Here is an 18105-nt window from a genome sequence, read left to right as displayed (position 1 = left end):
TTTAATTACTTTTGCAACGAATAATTTAGCGATAAAGCGTGTCTCAAACCTATCTTTCATACAATAATATCATCTCAAGTCTTGGTTTTACTACGGCTCAGAATATTGAGAATATCTCATTAGGGAATTCTGGTATTGAAAAAATAGATGACAAAAAGGTGTTACAAACACCCTTTTATTCCTCTTTGATAAAAACAGATCAATTAGATGCTGCTTTTCAAAAATTAGGGAGTAGTATTGATTTTACGCGTTTAGAAAAAATGATGTTCTTATCCTTAAATGATGTTTTAGAGCAGTCTAACTTAGAAATCACAGCTAAAACGGGACTTATCATTTCAACGACAAAAGGAAATGTAGATGTCTTAGATACCCATTCTCAATTCCCAAAAAAACGTGCATATTTGGCTGAATTAGGGAAGCAAATACAACAATTTTTCGAATTTAAAAACGAAGCGATAGTAGTCTCTAACGCTTGTGTATCCGGAATTTTAGCAGTCTCAGTGGCAAAACGAATGATTGAGTCTGGTGTGTATGATAATGTACTTATTGCTAGTGGAGATATTGTTTCTGAATTTATTTTATCAGGATTTCAATCGTTTCAAGCTATAAGCGACGCTCCTTGTAGACCTTTTTCTAAAAATAGAACAGGAATTAATATTGGAGAAGCTGCTGCTTCGGTTTTGGTAACCTCCAAAAAGGAAAACCTATCACCAGACGCAGTAGAAATATTAGGAGATGGCTCTTGTAATGATGCCAATCATATTTCTGGACCATCAAGAACTGGAGAAGGATTATACAGAAGCATACAATCTGCTCTGAAAGAAGCAACGATAGAAACGAGCACCATAGATTATATTTCGGCACACGGTACAGCTACTAATTATAATGATGAAATGGAGGCCATTGCTATTAATAGAATGGAATTAAGTGATGTGCCCGTCAATAGTTTAAAAGGATATTATGGCCACACGCTGGGAGCATCTGGTTTGCTAGAAGCCATAGTCGGAATGCAATCGGTATTTAATAATACCTTATATGCTTCTTATGGTTTTGATGAACTTGGCGTTTCTCAATCTATAAATGTAATAAAAGAAAATATAAAAAAGCCATTGCAAACTTTTTTGAAAACAGCATCTGGTTTTGGCGGATGTAATACAGCCGTAATTTTTAAAAAAGTGCATTAATTTGAAAATAGAAAATTACATATCAAACTATTGCCATATAAGGAATAACACAGTTTCGGTGAATGGAGAACTCATATTTAAAGAGGATTCCAATAGTGAATTTGCTGATTTTTCTAAAAAAGGGTATAAACAATTGAATTTAAGTTATTCAAAATTTTTTAAAATGGATAACTTAAGTAAATTAGCCTTTTTGGGAGCTGAATATGTGTTAAATGCAACTAAAATTGACGCTGATGATAATGTTGCTATTGTACTGACAAACAGGGCTTCAAGCTTAGATACAGATAGGAAACATCAAGGGAGTATTCAAGACAAGGAAAGTTATTATCCGAGTCCCGCTGTATTTGTATATACGCTCCCTAATATTACTATTGGCGAAATAAGTATTAAACATCAGTTAAAAAGTGAGAATGCTTTTTTTATCTTTGACGCCTTTAATGCTGATTTTTTGCATGCATATGCAAGTAGCTTATTAGAAAAAGAGAAAGCAGAAAGTGTGCTTTGCGGATGGGTAGATTATGATGGAGAAGCTTATGATTGCTTTATGTATATGGTATCCCAGAAAGGACAGAGGAAGCATACAACTAACGAATTAAAAAACCTTTATAAAAATAAAGATTAGATGGAAGGATTAAAATTAGAATTAAAAGAAAAAATTATAGAGCAATTGAATTTAGAGGATGTTTCAATCGAAGAAATAGGAGATGATGATCCTCTTTTTGGAGACGGATTGGGATTAGATTCTATTGATGCTTTAGAGTTAATTGTAATGTTAGATAAGGATTACGGTATTAAATTAACCGATCCTAAAGAGGGAAAGAAAATTTTTGAATCAGTTGCTATTATGGCAACTTATATTACTGCAAATAGAACAAAATAAATGTCTAAACGAGTTGCCATTACTGGAATGGGTATTGTTTCTTCAATTGGTAATTCAGTTGAAGAGAATTTGAATGCTTTATTGCAAAGTAAGCACGGTATCTCTAAAATTTCTAGCATAAAAACACGTCATATTGACGAAATTATGGTCGGTGAAATTGATTTGTCAAACGAAGAATTGATAAAGCAATTGCGTTTACCTGAATCTCAAAATTATTCCAGAACAGCTCTGTTGGGGGTAGTTGCAGCCAAACAAGCCGTTGAGAATGCTGGGATTTCTGATATTAATGATTGTCGTACAGGTTTAATATCTGCTACCAGTGTAGGAGGTATGGACATGACCGAAAAGTATTATTACCAATATTTAGAAGATGAAACCAATCACAAATATATTGGTGGTCATCATGCGGGTGATTCTACCCATAAAATTGCAGAACAATTAGGAATTACCGATTTTGTAACGACAATTAGTACGGCATGTTCTTCATCTGCAAATGCGATAATGCTAGGTGCTCGAATGATAAAAGCCGGTAAATTGGATAGAGTAGTGGTAGGCGGTGCAGATTGCTTATCGAAATTTACCATCAACGGATTTAAAACCTTGATGATTTTGTCAGATACCTACTGTAAACCTTTTGATAATGATAGAACAGGTTTGAACTTAGGTGAAGCGGCTGCATTTTTAGTCTTAGAGTCTGATGAAATAGTTGCAAAAGAAAATAAAAAAGTTCTGGCTTATGTTTCCGGTTATGGAAATGCGAATGACGCTTTTCATCAAACGGCTTCATCTGATAATGGTGAAGGAGCTACATTGGCCATGCAAAAAGCTTTTAAAGTTTCGGGAATTTTACCGGAACAAATAGATTATATAAATGCCCATGGCACAGCAACACCCAATAACGATTTATCGGAAAGTATTGCTATACAACGTGTTTTTGGAAGTAAAATTCCTGATTTAAGTTCAACAAAAGGATTTACTGGGCATACATTGGCTGCTGCGGCAGCAATAGAAGCGGTGTATTCTATATTAGCTATTCAACACAATCTTATTTTTCCGAATTTAAACTTCAATACAGCGATTGCTGAAACAGGCATTGTACCCGTTACCGAAGTAAAAGAGAAGCCTATCAATTATGTGCTTTCTAATTCTTTTGGTTTTGGTGGAAATTGCTCAACCTTAATTTTTTCAAAAAACTAAATGAAAAATTGTTATATCAATGGATTGGGGTGTGTTTCTGCACAAAAAACTACTGAGAGTGGATTCTTAGATGATATTGTCTTTTATGACACTAATATTTTACCGGTTATTAACCCTAATTATAAAGAGTATATTCCACCTGCAGCAGCGAGAAGAATGGCAAAAGGTGTGAAAATGGGTGTTGTGGCTTCAAGTTTAGCGTTAAAAGATGCTCATGTAGAAGTTCCTGATGCTATAATTACAGGCACGGGAATGGGCTGTTTACAAGATTCTGAAAAATTTGTAAGTGCCATAATAGATAATGATGAAGAATTTTTAACCCCTACTTCTTTTATTCAATCTACACATAATACAGTTGGTGCTCAAATAGCCTTAGGCTTACAATGCAAAGCCTATAACTTTACCTATGTACATTCCGCAATTTCTTTTGAATCTTGTCTTATTGATGCTCAGATGAAGTTTAATGAAGATGAGGCATCAACTATTTTGGTTGGTGGTGTAGATGAACATGGTAAACATACCAATGATTTGCATCGTTTGATTGGTCACATTAAAAAAGAAGAAGTAGGTAGTGCAGATTTAATTCATTCGAATACAGACGGTTCTATCTTCGGAGAAGGAGCCATATTTTGTACATTGTCAGATGAAAAAACGGAGCATAGCTATGCAAAATTAGTGGATGTTGAAATATATAGTCAACTTAGTGAAGAGAATTTAGAATCTAGAATTAAAACATTTTTAGAAGCAAATAAATTGTCTATTGATGATATAGACCTTGTTGTTTTGGGTAATAATGGCGATGTTACTTTCGATTCGTATTACAAAACGATAGAAGAAGGTCTCTTTAAGAAAACACAGCAAGTTTATTATAAACATTTGTCTGGAGAATTTAATACAGCCTCTGCATTTGGATTTTGGCTGGCTTCCAAAATAATTAAGGAACAAGAGATTCCTACTTTGGTTAAAATAAATGACCAACCTAAAAAGACCTACAAAAATGTACTTCTTTATAATCAATATAGAGGCGAAAACCACAGTTTAGTAGTATTACAGTCATGTTAAAATTTGGCAGAGTAAATAGCTTTTTTTTTATACTGGTGTTGCTTGTTTTGTCATTTGAACTTCCTAAATTTTTATATGTTGTTCTTTTTATATGTTGGTTGATTGTAACTTGTATAGGTTCATTTCATATGCGATGGAACTATCATGTCAATGCTCTAAATTCAAATCCGAAGACTAGTAAAAAACAAGTGGCCATTACTTTTGATGATGGGCCGAATTCAGAATTTACACCTCAAGTCCTTACTGTTTTAAAGAAATACAATAGCAAAGCTTCTTTTTTTTGTATTGGAAATCACATAGAAAAACACCCCAAATTAGTGCAACAAATAGTTGCTGAAGGACATGTCGTTGGTAATCATTCTTACAGTCATTCTAATACTTTTGATTTTTTTTCAAAGAACAAAATTGTTGAAGAAATAATTAGCACTAATAAATTGATTTACAATTTATTAAAAGTGAATAGCAAGTTGTTTAGACCCCCTTTTGGAGTTACTAATCCTGCCATAAAAAACGCAATTAAACAAACGAATCTTCAAGTTGTGGGATGGAATGTGAGGTCTTTCGATACAAAAATAAAAGAACCCAAAAAGATTCTAAATAGAATTACAAAGAACCTAAAAGCTGGTGATGTTATTTTATTACATGATTCTAGTAAACGAACCGTTGTGGTTTTGGAACAATTATTGTTATTTTTACAAGAACATCACTATGAAACCGTAACGGTAGATGAATTATTTGAAATTGAAGCATATGCCTAAATTAATACTTATCCTTTTCTTATGTCTTGGAACAGCAAGCTTCGCACAAAATGCGATGACTGCTCAAGAAATTACAAACTTTAAACAACGTGTAAAAGCAGTTGCCCAAAAAACAAAGACAATCGGTAGCGATTTTGATCAATACAAACACATGGAGTTTTTGTCAAATGACATTAAAACTTCAGGAAAAATGCTATTTAAGTCGCCAAATTTGGTAAAATGGTCATATACAAGTCCTTTTCAGTACAGCGTTATTTTCAAGGAAGACAAGCTGTTAATTAATGACGAGGGGAAAAAGAGCGATGTCAATATCGGCTCTAACCAATTGTTTAAAAAATTGAATCAGCTCATTGTAAAAAGTATTAGTGGTGATATGTTTGATGCTGCTGAATTTACTATGAATTTCTCCAAAAACGCTGAAACGTATATTGTTACGTTTGATTCTAAAGATGAGGAACTTAAAAAATACATCAAACAATTTGTGTTGCATTTCGATACTCAAAAACATACGGTGGTTGAGGTGCGAATGATAGAACCTTCTGATGATTACACACAAATTGTATTTAAAAACCGAAAAGAAAATCAAGTGATAAAAGATGAGGTTTTTAGGAATTAGTTTTATCGTAATTTTACTGTTCACTTCTTGTACTGTAGCCTCTACAAAAGATTTTGTGCTTGTGGAAAATTCAGTAGAAAAGTATAAAAATCCTTATTTCGCAGATTATTCTAAAGATTATGTTTATAAGGCAAATTTTGAAGTGTATGGACGTACTTTTGGTGGTCTTTTAATCATTAAAAAATTAGCAACTGAGCATCATAGAGTCGTTTTTGCCACAGAATTTGGTTCTAAAATGATGGATATGGAACTTAAAAATGATGTGTTTACCATTAACTTTATCGCGGATGATCTTAATAAGAAAATACTCATCAATACCTTAAAAAAGGATTTTAAAATTTTACTCCAAGAAGAAATTCGAGTTGATAAAGCCTATCGAACCACAGCAGCTACTATTTTTCAATTAGTTGATAATAAAAGATTTAGTTACTATTATATCAGTAAGAAAAACCAACAGTTGGTACGCATTTTACATGCTTCTAAATCCAAAGAAAAAATTATTTTCACCTTTGAGAGTAAGAAAGGTAAAATAGCTGAAAACATTTTAATAGACCATAAAAATATGAAGCTAAAAATTAAATTGAAGCGTATTGATTAGTGAACTGATACAATTAAGATTGAAGTTTTGTAGGAGTAAGGGCTCTTAAAAATCAACAAACCAATCTCTATTCAAAAAGAAATTCTATTTTTACCAACTATTAATACGTTATAAAATGTTACTCAAAAATTTATATACAATACAGTCTTTTGAATTTACAGAAGGTCAATTGGTTTCTGAAATTTTCATAAATAAAGATCATGATATTTTTAATGGTCATTTTCCTGGTAATCCAGTAATGCCTGGTGTTTGCATGATTCAAATCATCAAAGAATTGACGGAAAAAGCGTTGGAGAAAAAGTTGTTTATGGAAAAATCGAGCAATATTAAATTTATGGCGTTGATTAATCCTGAAGAAAATAACACTTTGGTATTAAATTTGAATATCACTGAAGAGGAAGGTAAATTTAAAGTAAAGAACATTACTAAAATGGGCGACACAGTAGCTTTAAAATTTAATGGTCTTTATAGAGAAGTTTAATAATAGCGATTTCTCGATACATTTTCTTCAACGCTATCGCATTGAAGAAAACACTCGAAGTGACGTTAGTACATTTCTCGTCCGTTCGAGTGATGCAAATGGAAATATTCGGGCTCCTGAGAAGACAAAGCATCGTATCGAGAACCGAGTGATGCTAGTAAAAGTTTAATGTCTATTAAGGGGTAGTAAAAAACAACAAGTAAAAACATGACAAAATTAATACTATACTTATCATTTTTTATAGCAATCACAATTAAACCTACGGTTGCAGAAATTCGCGAGCTCTATATAAAATCTGCAAATTCTGAGGAAGTCGCTAAGGACTTCTATCAAAAATTAGAAAGTGTTAAGGTTACCGATGATGCAACACTGGTGGGTTATAAAGCAGCTTCTTTAACGGTAAAAGCAAAATTTGAATCTAAAATAAAAGACAAAAAAGAGTATTTTAAAAAGGGAGCGGCAATGTTAGAAACGGTGATTGCAAATAATACAAATAACATTGAATTGAGACTCATTCGTTTAAGTGTTCAAGAGAACTCACCAAAAATATTAAAATACAAAACCAATATAGATGAAGATAAAACCTTTATTTATAGTCAATTGCCACATATAAGGAATGCCGCATTAAAGAAACATATTAGAGGCTATGTTTCACAATCCAATGCTTTTTCAACCGAAGAAAAAACTGTAATTTCGAAGCTTTAATGTAGTCCTTAACGTTTCGTGCAAAATCCCGAGAAAATAACTCAAAAAATAACCGATTTTAATTGTTGTGTCCTAATTCCGACCTACAACAACCAAGCTACGTTAGATCGTGTTATTCAAGGTGTTTTATATTACACCAATCAAATTATTATCATAAATGATGGTGCAACGGATTCAACTAAAAGGATTCTAACTCATTATCCGAAACTCACCCAAATACATTTAGAAAAAAATAAAGGAAAAGGCAACGCCTTACGTTTGGGGTTGCATAAAGCAGAAGCCTTAGGTTTTGATTATGCCATTTCTATTGATTCTGATGGACAGCATTATCCAGATGATATTCCACTATTTCTTGAAGAGCTAGAAAATTCTGAAACAAAAGATTTACTATTAATTGGTGCTCGGAATTTGAACGCCAAAGGCATGCCCAGAAAAAACAGCTTTGCCAATAAGTTTTCTAACTTTTGGTATTGGGCAGAAACAGGTTTTACGCTACAAGACACACAATCGGGATTTCGATTGTATCCCGTTAAGGAGATCAACAAAATAAAATTTTTAAGTACTAAATTCGAGTTTGAAGTAGAGGTGATTGTAAAAGCATCGTGGAATGGTATTGAAGTTAAAAACATACCCATTCGTGTGTTATACGATCCTGATGAGCGTGTCTCACATTACAGACCCTTCAAGGACTTTGTACGTATTAGTGCTATGAATACATGGTTGTTTACAATCGCTATTGTGTATATTAAACCACGCGATTTTTATAGAAAATTCAAAGAAAAGGGATTCAAACGATTCTTTAAAGAAGATTTAATTGGGAGCGAAGATTCTAATATAAAAAAATCACTTTCCATTGCTCTCGGTACTTTTATTGGAATTTCACCTTTTTGGGGATTCCATTCTATTTTATCCATTGTAGTAGCAGCAGCCTTAAAATTAAATAAGGTCATTAGTTTTGCCTTTTCAAATGTTAGTTTCCCTATTTTTATTCCTTTCATTCTTTATGGAAGTTTAAAGTTGGGTGGTTTTATGTTGGGAAGAAGAAGCTTAGATTTACATCAAATTGATGAAAATTTTAAAATTGGGGTTTATCTTTTCCAATACATTGTGGGGAGTTTTGCCTTAGCTTTTATTATGGCTGTGCTTTTCGGATTAGCGGGCTTTATTTATTTACAGATTAAAACGGGTAACAAAAAGAAAGTAAAACATGGATAATTTCTTTTATAAGACGTATCGTGTATTGCAAAAACAAAAGATTCTCTTTGCCAGTATCTTCTTGTTGTTACTATTTTTACTAGGGTTTTTAGCTTCTAAACTGCAATTTGAAGAAGATATAACCAAATTAATACCCAATTCTGAAAAATCTGACATCACTAATAAAGTCCTGCATAATGTAAAATTTGCCGATAAAATCATTGTTTATCTTGAAGCTAAAAATAAAGCTGATGTTAATGAATTAACTGCTTATGCCAGTGAATATATAGATAGCATTCAAAAACAAAGCAGCGAATTTATCAAAGAAGTACAGGGTAGAATAGGAGATGACGCCATTGATAAAACCCTTGGTTTTATCAATCAGAACCTACCATTGTTCTTAACTGATGCTGATTATGAACAGATTGAAGGTCGGTTGCAAAAAGATAGTATTGATGCTATTACCAAAGCAAACTACAAAACGCTCATTTCTCCAACCGGAATCATTGCAAAAAAAACCATTTTAAAAGATCCATTAGGCATTACTTTTCTAGGCTTAAAAAAGTTAGAACAATTAAAAGTAGACGACAATTTTGAAATACACAACGGGTTTTTAGTCAGTAAAGACCATAAAAACCTTTTACTGTTTATTGTGCCAGAATTGGCAGCCAATGAAACCGCGAATAACACAGAGTTTGTAGAGCAATTGTACCGTATTCAAGAGGCATTGAATGCCAAGTACCGTGCGTCCGTTTCTAGTGAATATTATGGTTCTACAGTAATTGCGGTAGCTAACGCCTCACAAATTAAAAATGACATTCAATTTACCATAAGTATTGCACTATCGGTATTGGTATTGATACTAATTTTCTTTTATAGAAAGTTGTTAATTCCCATTATTCTCTTTATTCCCACTATTTTCGGAGCCTTATTGACGGTAGCTGTTTTATATGTAGTAAAAGGTCAGATTTCTGCCATTTCGTTAGGTATAGGTTCTGTTTTATTAGGTATCACATTAGATTATGCCTTGCATATACTCACTCATTTTAGAAATAATAATGATGTAAAGCAATTGTATAAAGATGTTGCCAAGCCCATTTTAATGAGTAGTATTACCACAGCCATGGCATTTTTATGCTTATTATTTCTAAAGTCAGAAGCTCTTAAAGAATTAGGAATATTTGCTTCGGTTAGTGTTTTAAGTGCCTCTGTTTTTGCGTTGTTGCTCATTCCACATTTGTATCGTTTTAAAACAGAAAAAAGGCATTCAAAAGCAACACTTGTTGATAAGGTGGCAAGGTATAAATTTCAACATAACAAGGTGTTGGTTTTCGGATTGCTAATTGTTTTTGTAATCAGTCTTTTTACCTATCGTAATGTGATTTTTGATCAGGATATTTCAAAAATGAATTATCAAACGGAAGCCTTAAAAAAGACAGAAAAGAAGTTAGATACCTTATTGAATATGGCATCTAAATCAATATACGTTACGGCTTATGGAAATTCTGTAGATGAAGCCTTATTGGCTAACGATGCTATTTATAAAGACCTGGTAGATTATAAGTTAAAAGATTCTATATTGAGTTTTAGTTCTGTAGGTTCTTTAGTGCTTTCAGAGCAGTTACAAAACCAGAAAATACAACAATGGCGTCAATTTTGGACGGCCGATAAAAAGCGATCTGTAAAAGAAAACCTTATTGAAAGTGGAACTGCTATCGGATTTAAACCAACTACTTTTAATGGTTTTTATAAGCAGTTGGAAAGTGATTTTTCTGTAATTTCTTATCAAGACTATCGTCAATTGAAGTCGCTTTTTTTAGATGAATTTATTTCAAACGACACTTCTTTTGCAACGGTAGTTTCTATGGTGAAAGTACGTCCAGAAAATGTAAAGGAGGTGGTGTCTACCTTTGATAAATTACCACAAACGGTGGTTATTGATCGTCAACATATTAATGAAACGTTTTTAGGTAATTTAAAAGATGATTTCAATAAGCTTATCGGATATTCATTATTGGCGGTCGTACTTATTTTATTGCTTTTTTATAGAAGTATAGAGCTGACGTTGATTACTATTATTCCCATAGCATTAACTTGGTTGGTTACTATTGGTGTCATGGGCTTGTTCGGTATTCATTTTAATGTTTTTAATATTATCATTTCTACCTTTATTTTTGGACTCGGAGTCGATTATAGTATTTTTATTACCAATGGCTTGTTAAAAAAACATATTTATGGTGTAAAGGAATTACCGACATATAAAACGTCTATTTTATTATCGGTAATTACCACTATTTTGGGGGTAGGGGTGTTGATTGTCGCTAAGCATCCAGCATTAAAATCCATTTCTGTGGTTTCTATTATTGGCATTTTATCTGCTGTACTCATTGCTTTTACCATTCAGCCGGTACTGTTTAATTTTGTTATTGGTTGGCGGACTAAAAAGGGAGTTGCTCCATTACGATTGCGGACTTTTCTACACGCCATGTTGCTGTTTACTTTTTATGGCCTTGGCGGGATGATTTTATCAATAATAAGTATTACCATTTTACCAATCATTCCTATTTCTAAGAAAAAGAAGATGAAATGGTTGCACAATATCATGTCAAAAATGGTAACTGCAACGTTGTATGGCAATCCTTTTGTGAAAAAGAAAGTAATAAATCTACATCAAGAAAAATTTAACAAACCTGCGATAATTATTTCCAATCACGCCTCATTTTTAGATACGTTAACGATTGGAATGACCACACCAAATGTTATTTACTTGGTAAATGATTGGGTATATAAATCACCTGTATTCGGTTTACTAGCTAAGGTTGCTGGGTTTTATCCGGTGTCAAGTGGTGTAGATGGTAGTTTAGAACATTTAAAGGAGAAAATCCGTCAAGGGTATTGTTTGGTGGTCTTTCCAGAAGCGAGACGCTCCTTTATCAATAAAATTGGACGGTTTCATAAAGGGGCATTCTTCTTGGCTCAGCAATTAGAATTGGATATTTTACCATTATACTTACATGGAAACTCAGAAGTGCTACCCAAACGGGATTTTATCATTTATGATGGTAGTCTGACCGTGGTTGTTGGTAAACGGATTGCCTATGATGATACTGCATTTGGAAGCACTGACCGTGAACGAACCAAGAAAATAGGAGCGTTTTATAAACAAGAGTTTCAGAAAGTTAGAGATGGTATTGAAGATGCTGATTATTATAAGGACATCTTATTTAGTAATTATCGCTATAAAGGGGCAACTCTTTTCAATGCTGTTAAAAATGATTTTAAGGAAAATAAGATGCTTTATCAAAAGATTTCTGATCGTCTACCAGCAAAAGCAACTATTGTACATATAGCCAATGACTATGGGCAATTAGATATCTTGTTAGTATCTCGATTTTTAGATAGAAAAATAACAAGTTTTATCTCAGATAAAGAAAAACGTACAATCGCCAAAAACTGCCATACAAATCAGCGTCGAAATGTTGATTATTTGAACGATTTTGGTCAGATTTCATCAAAAAAGGCTGATATTTTGGTGATTTCAACTAAAATTAGCGATATTTCAGATATTAAGACCCTGTTAGAAATGCAGACACAAAATGTACTTTTGGTCCAAAATGATGCTTTAGTAGCTGCGTTTGTAGATAAAGGTTATCAAATACAGTATCAAGACCAATCTATTATTGATCTTGTTTTACAATACAAGTAGTGTAATGAAAGAAAAATACGACGTAGTAATTATTGGAAGTGGTTTGGGTGGACTCGTATCTGCAAATATTTTGGCTCGTGAAGGCAAAAGTGTTTGTGTGCTCGAAAAAAACAATCAATACGGCGGTAATTTACAGATATTTTCTAGAGATAAAAGTGTTTTTGATACCGGTGTACATTACATTGGTGGCTTAGATAAAGGTCAAAACCTTTATCGTTATTTCAATTATTTAGGCATCATGGATGGACTAAAATTGAAGAAAATGGATGAAAATCAATACGATGTTATCTCTTTTGATAATGACACGGTTGAATATCCACACGCACAAGGTTATGATAATTTTATTACCCAATTGAGTCAAAAATTCCCTGAAGATACCGATGCTATTCAAGCGTATTGCGATAAGATTAGAGCAACTTGTAATAGTTTTCCATTGTACAATTTAAAACCTGGGGATACCTATTATGACAACACTACGCTGCTTAGTCTAAAAATTAGTGATTTTTTAGATAGCATTACTGATAATGAAAAACTAAAGTCGGTGTTGGCAGGTTCTAATTTTTTATATGCCGGTGACAAAGATAAAACGCCATTTTATGTACATGCCTTATCGGTAAATTCCTATATACAAAGTTCGTATAGATGTGTAAATGGAGGGAGTCAAATTGCGAAATTATTAATTAAAAAATTGAAGGAATTTGGTGGTGAAGCCTATAAACGTAGTGAAGTAGCTTCATTTGGTTTTGAAAATAAAAAATTAGTTTCAGTACATACAAAAGCGGGTAACGAAATCAAAGGAGATATGTTTATCTCAAATATTGAACCTAAACACACTGTAAAAATGTTAGGAGATGATCGTCTTCGAAAATCATATACCAATCGGATTTCAAATATAGAAAGTGTAATTTCTGCTTTTAGTATTTACATCGTTTTTAAGCCTAAAACGTTCAAATACATGAATTACAACTATTATCATTTTAAAAATTATAAAAAAGTGTGGACTGCCGCTGATTATGATGCGGAGAGCTGGCCAGAAGGTTATATGGTTTCTATGAGTGTAAAGCAAAATAAAAACGAGTGGGCAGAGAATATGACGGCCATTACTTATATGCATTACGATGAAGTGGAGCAGTGGGAAGATACTTTTAATACCGTTGCCGAAAAAGGGGAGCGGGGGCAAACCTATGAACAATTTAAAGCAGATAAAATTGAATTAATGTTGGTGGAGCTAGAAAAGAAATTCCCAAACATTAGAGATTGTATATTGTCGGTATATGCATCAACACCACTTTCGTATCGTGATTATATTGGGGTTAACCGTGGTTCAATGTATGGTTATGTAAAAGATGCTGACAGTCCTATGAAATCGTTTTTATCACCAAAAACCCGACTAAAAAATTTGTTATTTACAGGGCAAAGCTTAAATATGCATGGTATTTTAGGGGTAACCATCAGTGCTGTGTTAACCTGCTCTGAAATTGTAGGAAGAGATAAATTATTAGCAAAGATTGTTAAAGCAAACGAATAGTATGAATCAAGATGCAAAAATTCCCCTCCTTTTTAAGGAGGGGTGCCCATCTGATGGTTTTGAATAGAAGAATTATTATGGGTGGGGGTGGTTAAACTAAATATAATCGATGTCAATTGTACCCTTGAGGATTAGTGAAAAACAAAATGTATTTTGTTTTGTAACTACCGAGCGAAGCTCATAGGGGTGTTCACAAAGTAAAATTGATACATAAAACCAATTATTATGTTTTTTATTAAACATCATGGACGGAGGGGTTTAAATTACAAACTACTAATTTTATTAGGACTAACCCTCCTAATATCCTCTTGTGGTGTGAAAAAATCACTCAGAGACCAACCGAAGCTAGCCGGCTACAACAACAATATCCCAGAAAGAATACAAATCAACGATTCTACATTTACAGTGGGTAAAAACCAACTCCGCAAAAATAAACACGGACTCTGGGAGCTATATATTAAAGGAGATCCGTTAGAACGCGGACTCGCAAACGGTAGCTTAACACGAGAATTACTTCAAAAACAAGAAAGTATATTTTTCTCTAAAATAGAGGAGATGGTACCTTCTAAGTTTAAGCAAATGCTATTGCGGAAGTTTTTGGCTTGGTACAATAGAAAGCTCTACTTGAACATCGTTGATGAATATAAAACCGAAATTTATGGGGTGTCTCGTTATTCGGGCGATGCTTATGACTATGTAGCGGATGATTATATGCGAAGCCTATATTTACATGGAGCTCATGATATTGGGCACGCGTTAAAAGATTTGGCCTTGGTAGGCTGTTCTTCTTTTGCAGTATGGGATGATAAATCTGTAGATGGAGGTTTGCTCATTGGTCGAAACTTCGATTTTTATGCGGGTGACGAATTTGCCAAACAAAAAATTATTGCTTTTGTGGCTCCTGATACTGGGTACAAATACATGTCCGTTACTTGGGGAGGAATGATTGGCGTAGTATCAGGTATGAACGATCAAGGGCTAACAGTGACCATTAACGCCGGAAAATCGGATATTCCATTGGTAGCAAAAACACCAATATCCTTATTAACACGAGAAATTTTACAATATGCTTCTACAATTGAGGAGGCCATTGCTATTGCTAAAAAACGCAAAGTATTTGTTTCTGAAGCGATATTGGTAGGAAGTGCTAAGGATCATAACGCGGTTACCATTGAGGTCTCACCCAATAATTTTGGAGTGTATGAAGTTGCCAATACCAGCCAGCTATTATGTTCTAATCATTTTCAAAGTGATGCTTATGCCAATGACGAAAATAATATCAAGCAGAAAGCAGAAAGTCATTCACAATACCGTTACGACCGGATGGAGGAATTACTTACTGAAAATGAAAAAATTGATCCTAAAAAAGCCGTGTCTATTCTCAGAAATACCAAAGGCTTACACGATAAAGATATCGGTTACGGAAACGAAAAAGCCTTGAACCAATTATTGGCACATCACGGTATTGTATTTCAACCAGATCAATTAAAAGTGTGGATTTCTACCAATCCATATCAGTTGGGTGAATTTGTGAGTTATGATTTAAATAACGTGTTTGAAAAGTTTGACCCGCCAAACGTCAGGTCAGACAAACAGAATTTTAAAGAAACTATTTCAGATGAGCAATTAGACATTCCTGCGGATGATTTTATCAAAACCAAAGCCTATAAAAACTATGAACGTTATCGCCAATTAAGACATGAATTAATGGCTGTAATTGATACTAAAGGCAAGGCTAAATCAACGTTGTTAACTGCCTTAAAAACGGCTAATCCTGAATATTGGGAAGCCTATGAATTAGTAGGTAGATACTATTATGATAAAGGCTATGACGCCGCCGCATTGATTGAATTCAAAAAAGCACTCACCAAAGAAATTACTACCGTACCAGATAGAGAAAGGATTGAAAAGTATATCAGGAAAATTGGGAACTGATAATAAGATGTTTACAATAAAAACGGGCGGTTTATTAACGGTTTAGAGGCAATGAATTTTAGAAATAAATACAAGTGTAGTACACTTGTAATTAAATATTGTTAAGCTCAAAACTGCATAATTGTTTTCATTCATCTCTATCATACGTTACAATTATCAAAAATCGAACTGTTTTTTGAAAAAGGACATGGCATCTTTTTTCCAATTTGATTCCCCAATATGACTATCATTTGGGAATATTTTAAACTCTTTTGGAGCATTTATTTCATTAAACGTAGAGAACCCTAATCTAGGAGGACAATCATCATCCATCAATCCTGTTGCATAAAAGGTTGGGCAATTTATGTTTTTTGCAAAGTATTTGGTATCCAAAAAGTCAAAAGTATTTACTGCGGTTTCAAAATCACAAGCATAATTATAATATTTTAGATAACTTTTGAGTTCATCTTCTATTAAAGTTCGAATTTTTATGTGATTCTTTAAATCGGCAGGAAAAGGGTCAAAATATGCACAAGCACTTACAAGTTCAGGTGCTAAACCTGCGACCATCAATGATAACCCACCTCCTTGGCTACCACCAATAACTCCAATCTTTGATTGGTCAACTTCATCTCTAGATGATAAAAATTCTAAAGCTCGTATGCCGTCCATGTATATTTGTCGGTAAGCAATATTATTTACATCACAAATATTATAACCTATAAATCCAGGAACGGGAAAATCCGTTGTAAAACCCGTTTTACTCAGTCCATGACCTCTTACACAGATGGCCAGTTCTATTACATCATCTTCAGCTTTTAAAAATTCATTTAAATATTCAAAACCATAGCCATATCCTGGTAAATTTAGAATAGCTGCATATTTTTTCTTTTCTTTTGGTACGAAGTAATAACCGCTAATAGTAATGTTACCAATTGATTTCATTTCTACCACAAAACCATTTCTTTTCTCAGTACATAGACTATCTACCTTCGTTATTTTGTATTGTGGCTCTACTGCATGTAATTCATTTAGAGCTTTATTCCAATACTCGTAGAACCCTGAAGGAGCTGTAGATGATTTTTTGATTTTAGTAGGAGATATTGTAAACCAACCCATAGTACCTGTATAACCTTGATCTTTTAGAGTTGCTATTATTTCATAAAAACCTGCAGGAAATTTTTCCTGTTTTAAATCAATAGTTTGTACTTGCTTTCCTTTTTTTACTGGTATTTTTTTTATGAGTAATGTATCAAGATAATCGTTGCGAATTAATAGGTTTATATTTCCGTCTGAATTGGCAGTTGTATTAAACTTAAATGATACTTCTTGAGAATCATTAAAAAGATGCTGATTGGCATTAAAAAGTAATTCTATTTTTGATTTAGGAATTGAATTTTCAGGATTCAATAATACCTTATTTTGACTTTTTCCTCCAGTATAAGAGTAGTTAGAACAACCAATAGTTATGGTGTTATTTTGCCCGAAATTAAGGTACTCCTTTGGTATCTTTATTTTTTTTGATTGATAATCAGGAGTTGCAGACCAAATAAATTTGGTAGTAAAATTTCCGTCAATATAGTTTCCGTTAATATATATATCATCAACTTTTGATAATAGATTAACCTCAAGTGTATAATCAATTGGTGTTTGTGTTTTTAGAATATGAAAAACATTAGAGAGTTCTCCAGATGGGCTTAAGTAAGAAAGCCCTTGTCTTTCCCAAGATAATAATAAGTTAATTGATTGTTTCTTATTTTTAATTGAATCTTTGTTTAAAGTAAGCTCCCAATCATAGGGCATTAGGTTTTGAGAAAAACCATTGGTAATAATTAGGAAGAAACAACAAACTGAAAATATTTTTAGCATTTATTCTTTTTATAGCGTACAATAAGCTGCTAATTGCAGTTTTGATTTGCGAGTGAAAAGGTAAGGCTTTAATTCAAAATTATTTTAGAAAAAGACAATTATAAATGAGGTAAAAACATCTAACCTAAGTATTGGGAAGTCTATGAATTGGTAGGCAAGTACTATTTCAAAAAAGGCTATAATGCTGCCGCTTTAATTGAATTCAAAAAAGTACTCACCAAAGAAATTACTACGGTACCAGATAGAGAACGGATTGAAAAGTATATTAAAAAAGTAAACTAATAGTGCCCTTTATTTATACAGCATTTGTATCTATACGTCCGTTCGAGTGATTTTCTCCCGAAGTTTCGGGAAGACAATTGTATCGAGAACCCTAATAAAACTGCAAAATTTTAACGATACATTGTATAAAA

The 18105-nt window shown here is 33.1% G+C and carries 15 protein-coding genes; 14 read left to right on the top strand and 1 reads right to left on the bottom strand.

The window, feature by feature from the left end:
* Positions 1-38: 38 nt before the first annotated feature.
* The 14 genes from D3P13_RS14035 (at position 39) to D3P13_RS13970 (ending at position 15844) form a co-directional block, all read left to right on the top strand.
* Complete coding sequence (locus D3P13_RS14035) at positions 39-1184, top strand: beta-ketoacyl synthase N-terminal-like domain-containing protein (RefSeq protein WP_117883506.1); 1146 nt, start codon at positions 39-41, stop codon at positions 1182-1184.
* Position 1185: 1 nt separating this feature from the next.
* Entirely contained in the window at positions 1186-1806 is a 621-nt protein-coding gene (locus D3P13_RS14030) for a 3-oxoacyl-ACP synthase (protein WP_117883505.1), read from the top strand.
* Positions 1807-2064: a phosphopantetheine-binding protein gene (locus D3P13_RS14025; RefSeq protein ID WP_117883504.1), complete on the top strand. Its 258-nt coding sequence runs from the start codon at positions 1807-1809 to the stop codon at positions 2062-2064.
* A complete protein-coding gene (locus D3P13_RS14020; RefSeq protein ID WP_117883503.1) occupies positions 2065-3261 on the top strand; it encodes a beta-ketoacyl-[acyl-carrier-protein] synthase family protein in 1197 nt (398 codons plus the stop codon).
* Positions 3262-4323 (top strand): beta-ketoacyl synthase N-terminal-like domain-containing protein, encoded by a 1062-nt coding sequence (locus D3P13_RS14015; protein WP_117883502.1) that lies wholly within the window; start codon positions 3262-3264, stop codon positions 4321-4323.
* Positions 4324-4451: 128 nt separating this feature from the next.
* A complete protein-coding gene (locus D3P13_RS14010; protein WP_232829201.1) occupies positions 4452-5081 on the top strand; it encodes a polysaccharide deacetylase family protein in 630 nt (209 codons plus the stop codon).
* A complete protein-coding gene (locus tag D3P13_RS14005; protein WP_117883718.1) occupies positions 5074-5697 on the top strand; it encodes a LolA family protein in 624 nt (207 codons plus the stop codon). The genes D3P13_RS14010 and D3P13_RS14005 overlap by 8 nt, the downstream gene beginning before the upstream one ends.
* On the top strand, positions 5678-6295 hold the full coding sequence (locus D3P13_RS14000; protein WP_117883500.1) for a hypothetical protein: 618 nt from the start codon (positions 5678-5680) through the stop codon (positions 6293-6295). The genes D3P13_RS14005 and D3P13_RS14000 overlap by 20 nt, the downstream gene beginning before the upstream one ends.
* Before the next feature lie 115 nt (positions 6296-6410).
* On the top strand, positions 6411-6776 hold the full coding sequence (locus tag D3P13_RS13995; protein WP_117883499.1) for a 3-hydroxyacyl-ACP dehydratase: 366 nt from the start codon (positions 6411-6413) through the stop codon (positions 6774-6776).
* Between the two features lie 207 nt (positions 6777-6983).
* Positions 6984-7481, top strand: a complete 498-nt coding sequence (locus D3P13_RS13990; protein WP_117883498.1) for a hypothetical protein — start codon at positions 6984-6986, stop codon at positions 7479-7481.
* 18 nt (positions 7482-7499) lie between these two features.
* Positions 7500-8696: a DUF2062 domain-containing protein gene (locus D3P13_RS13985; RefSeq protein ID WP_117883497.1), complete on the top strand. Its 1197-nt coding sequence runs from the start codon at positions 7500-7502 to the stop codon at positions 8694-8696.
* Positions 8689-12381, top strand: a complete 3693-nt coding sequence (locus tag D3P13_RS13980; RefSeq protein WP_117883496.1) for an MMPL family transporter — start codon at positions 8689-8691, stop codon at positions 12379-12381. Before D3P13_RS13985 ends, D3P13_RS13980 begins: the two co-directional genes overlap by 8 nt.
* 4 nt (positions 12382-12385) lie before the next feature.
* Positions 12386-13909, top strand: coding sequence for a phytoene desaturase family protein (locus tag D3P13_RS13975; RefSeq protein WP_117883495.1), 1524 nt, complete (start codon positions 12386-12388; stop codon positions 13907-13909).
* Between the two features lie 315 nt (positions 13910-14224).
* Complete coding sequence (locus D3P13_RS13970) at positions 14225-15844, top strand: C45 family autoproteolytic acyltransferase/hydolase (protein WP_394336466.1); 1620 nt, start codon at positions 14225-14227, stop codon at positions 15842-15844.
* 156 nt (positions 15845-16000) lie between these two features.
* On the opposite strand, the gene D3P13_RS13965 is transcribed toward D3P13_RS13970, so the two are convergent.
* Entirely contained in the window at positions 16001-17692 is a 1692-nt protein-coding gene (locus D3P13_RS13965; protein ID WP_117883493.1) for an acetylxylan esterase, read from the bottom strand.
* Positions 17693-18105: the final 413 nt, after the last annotated feature.

This window comes from Aureibaculum luteum (assembly GCF_003449015.1).
GTDB classification, from domain to species: domain Bacteria; phylum Bacteroidota; class Bacteroidia; order Flavobacteriales; family Flavobacteriaceae; genus Aureibaculum; species Aureibaculum luteum.
Note: the sequence above shows the minus strand (reverse complement) of the source record. Positions and strands in the feature narration are given on the sequence as shown.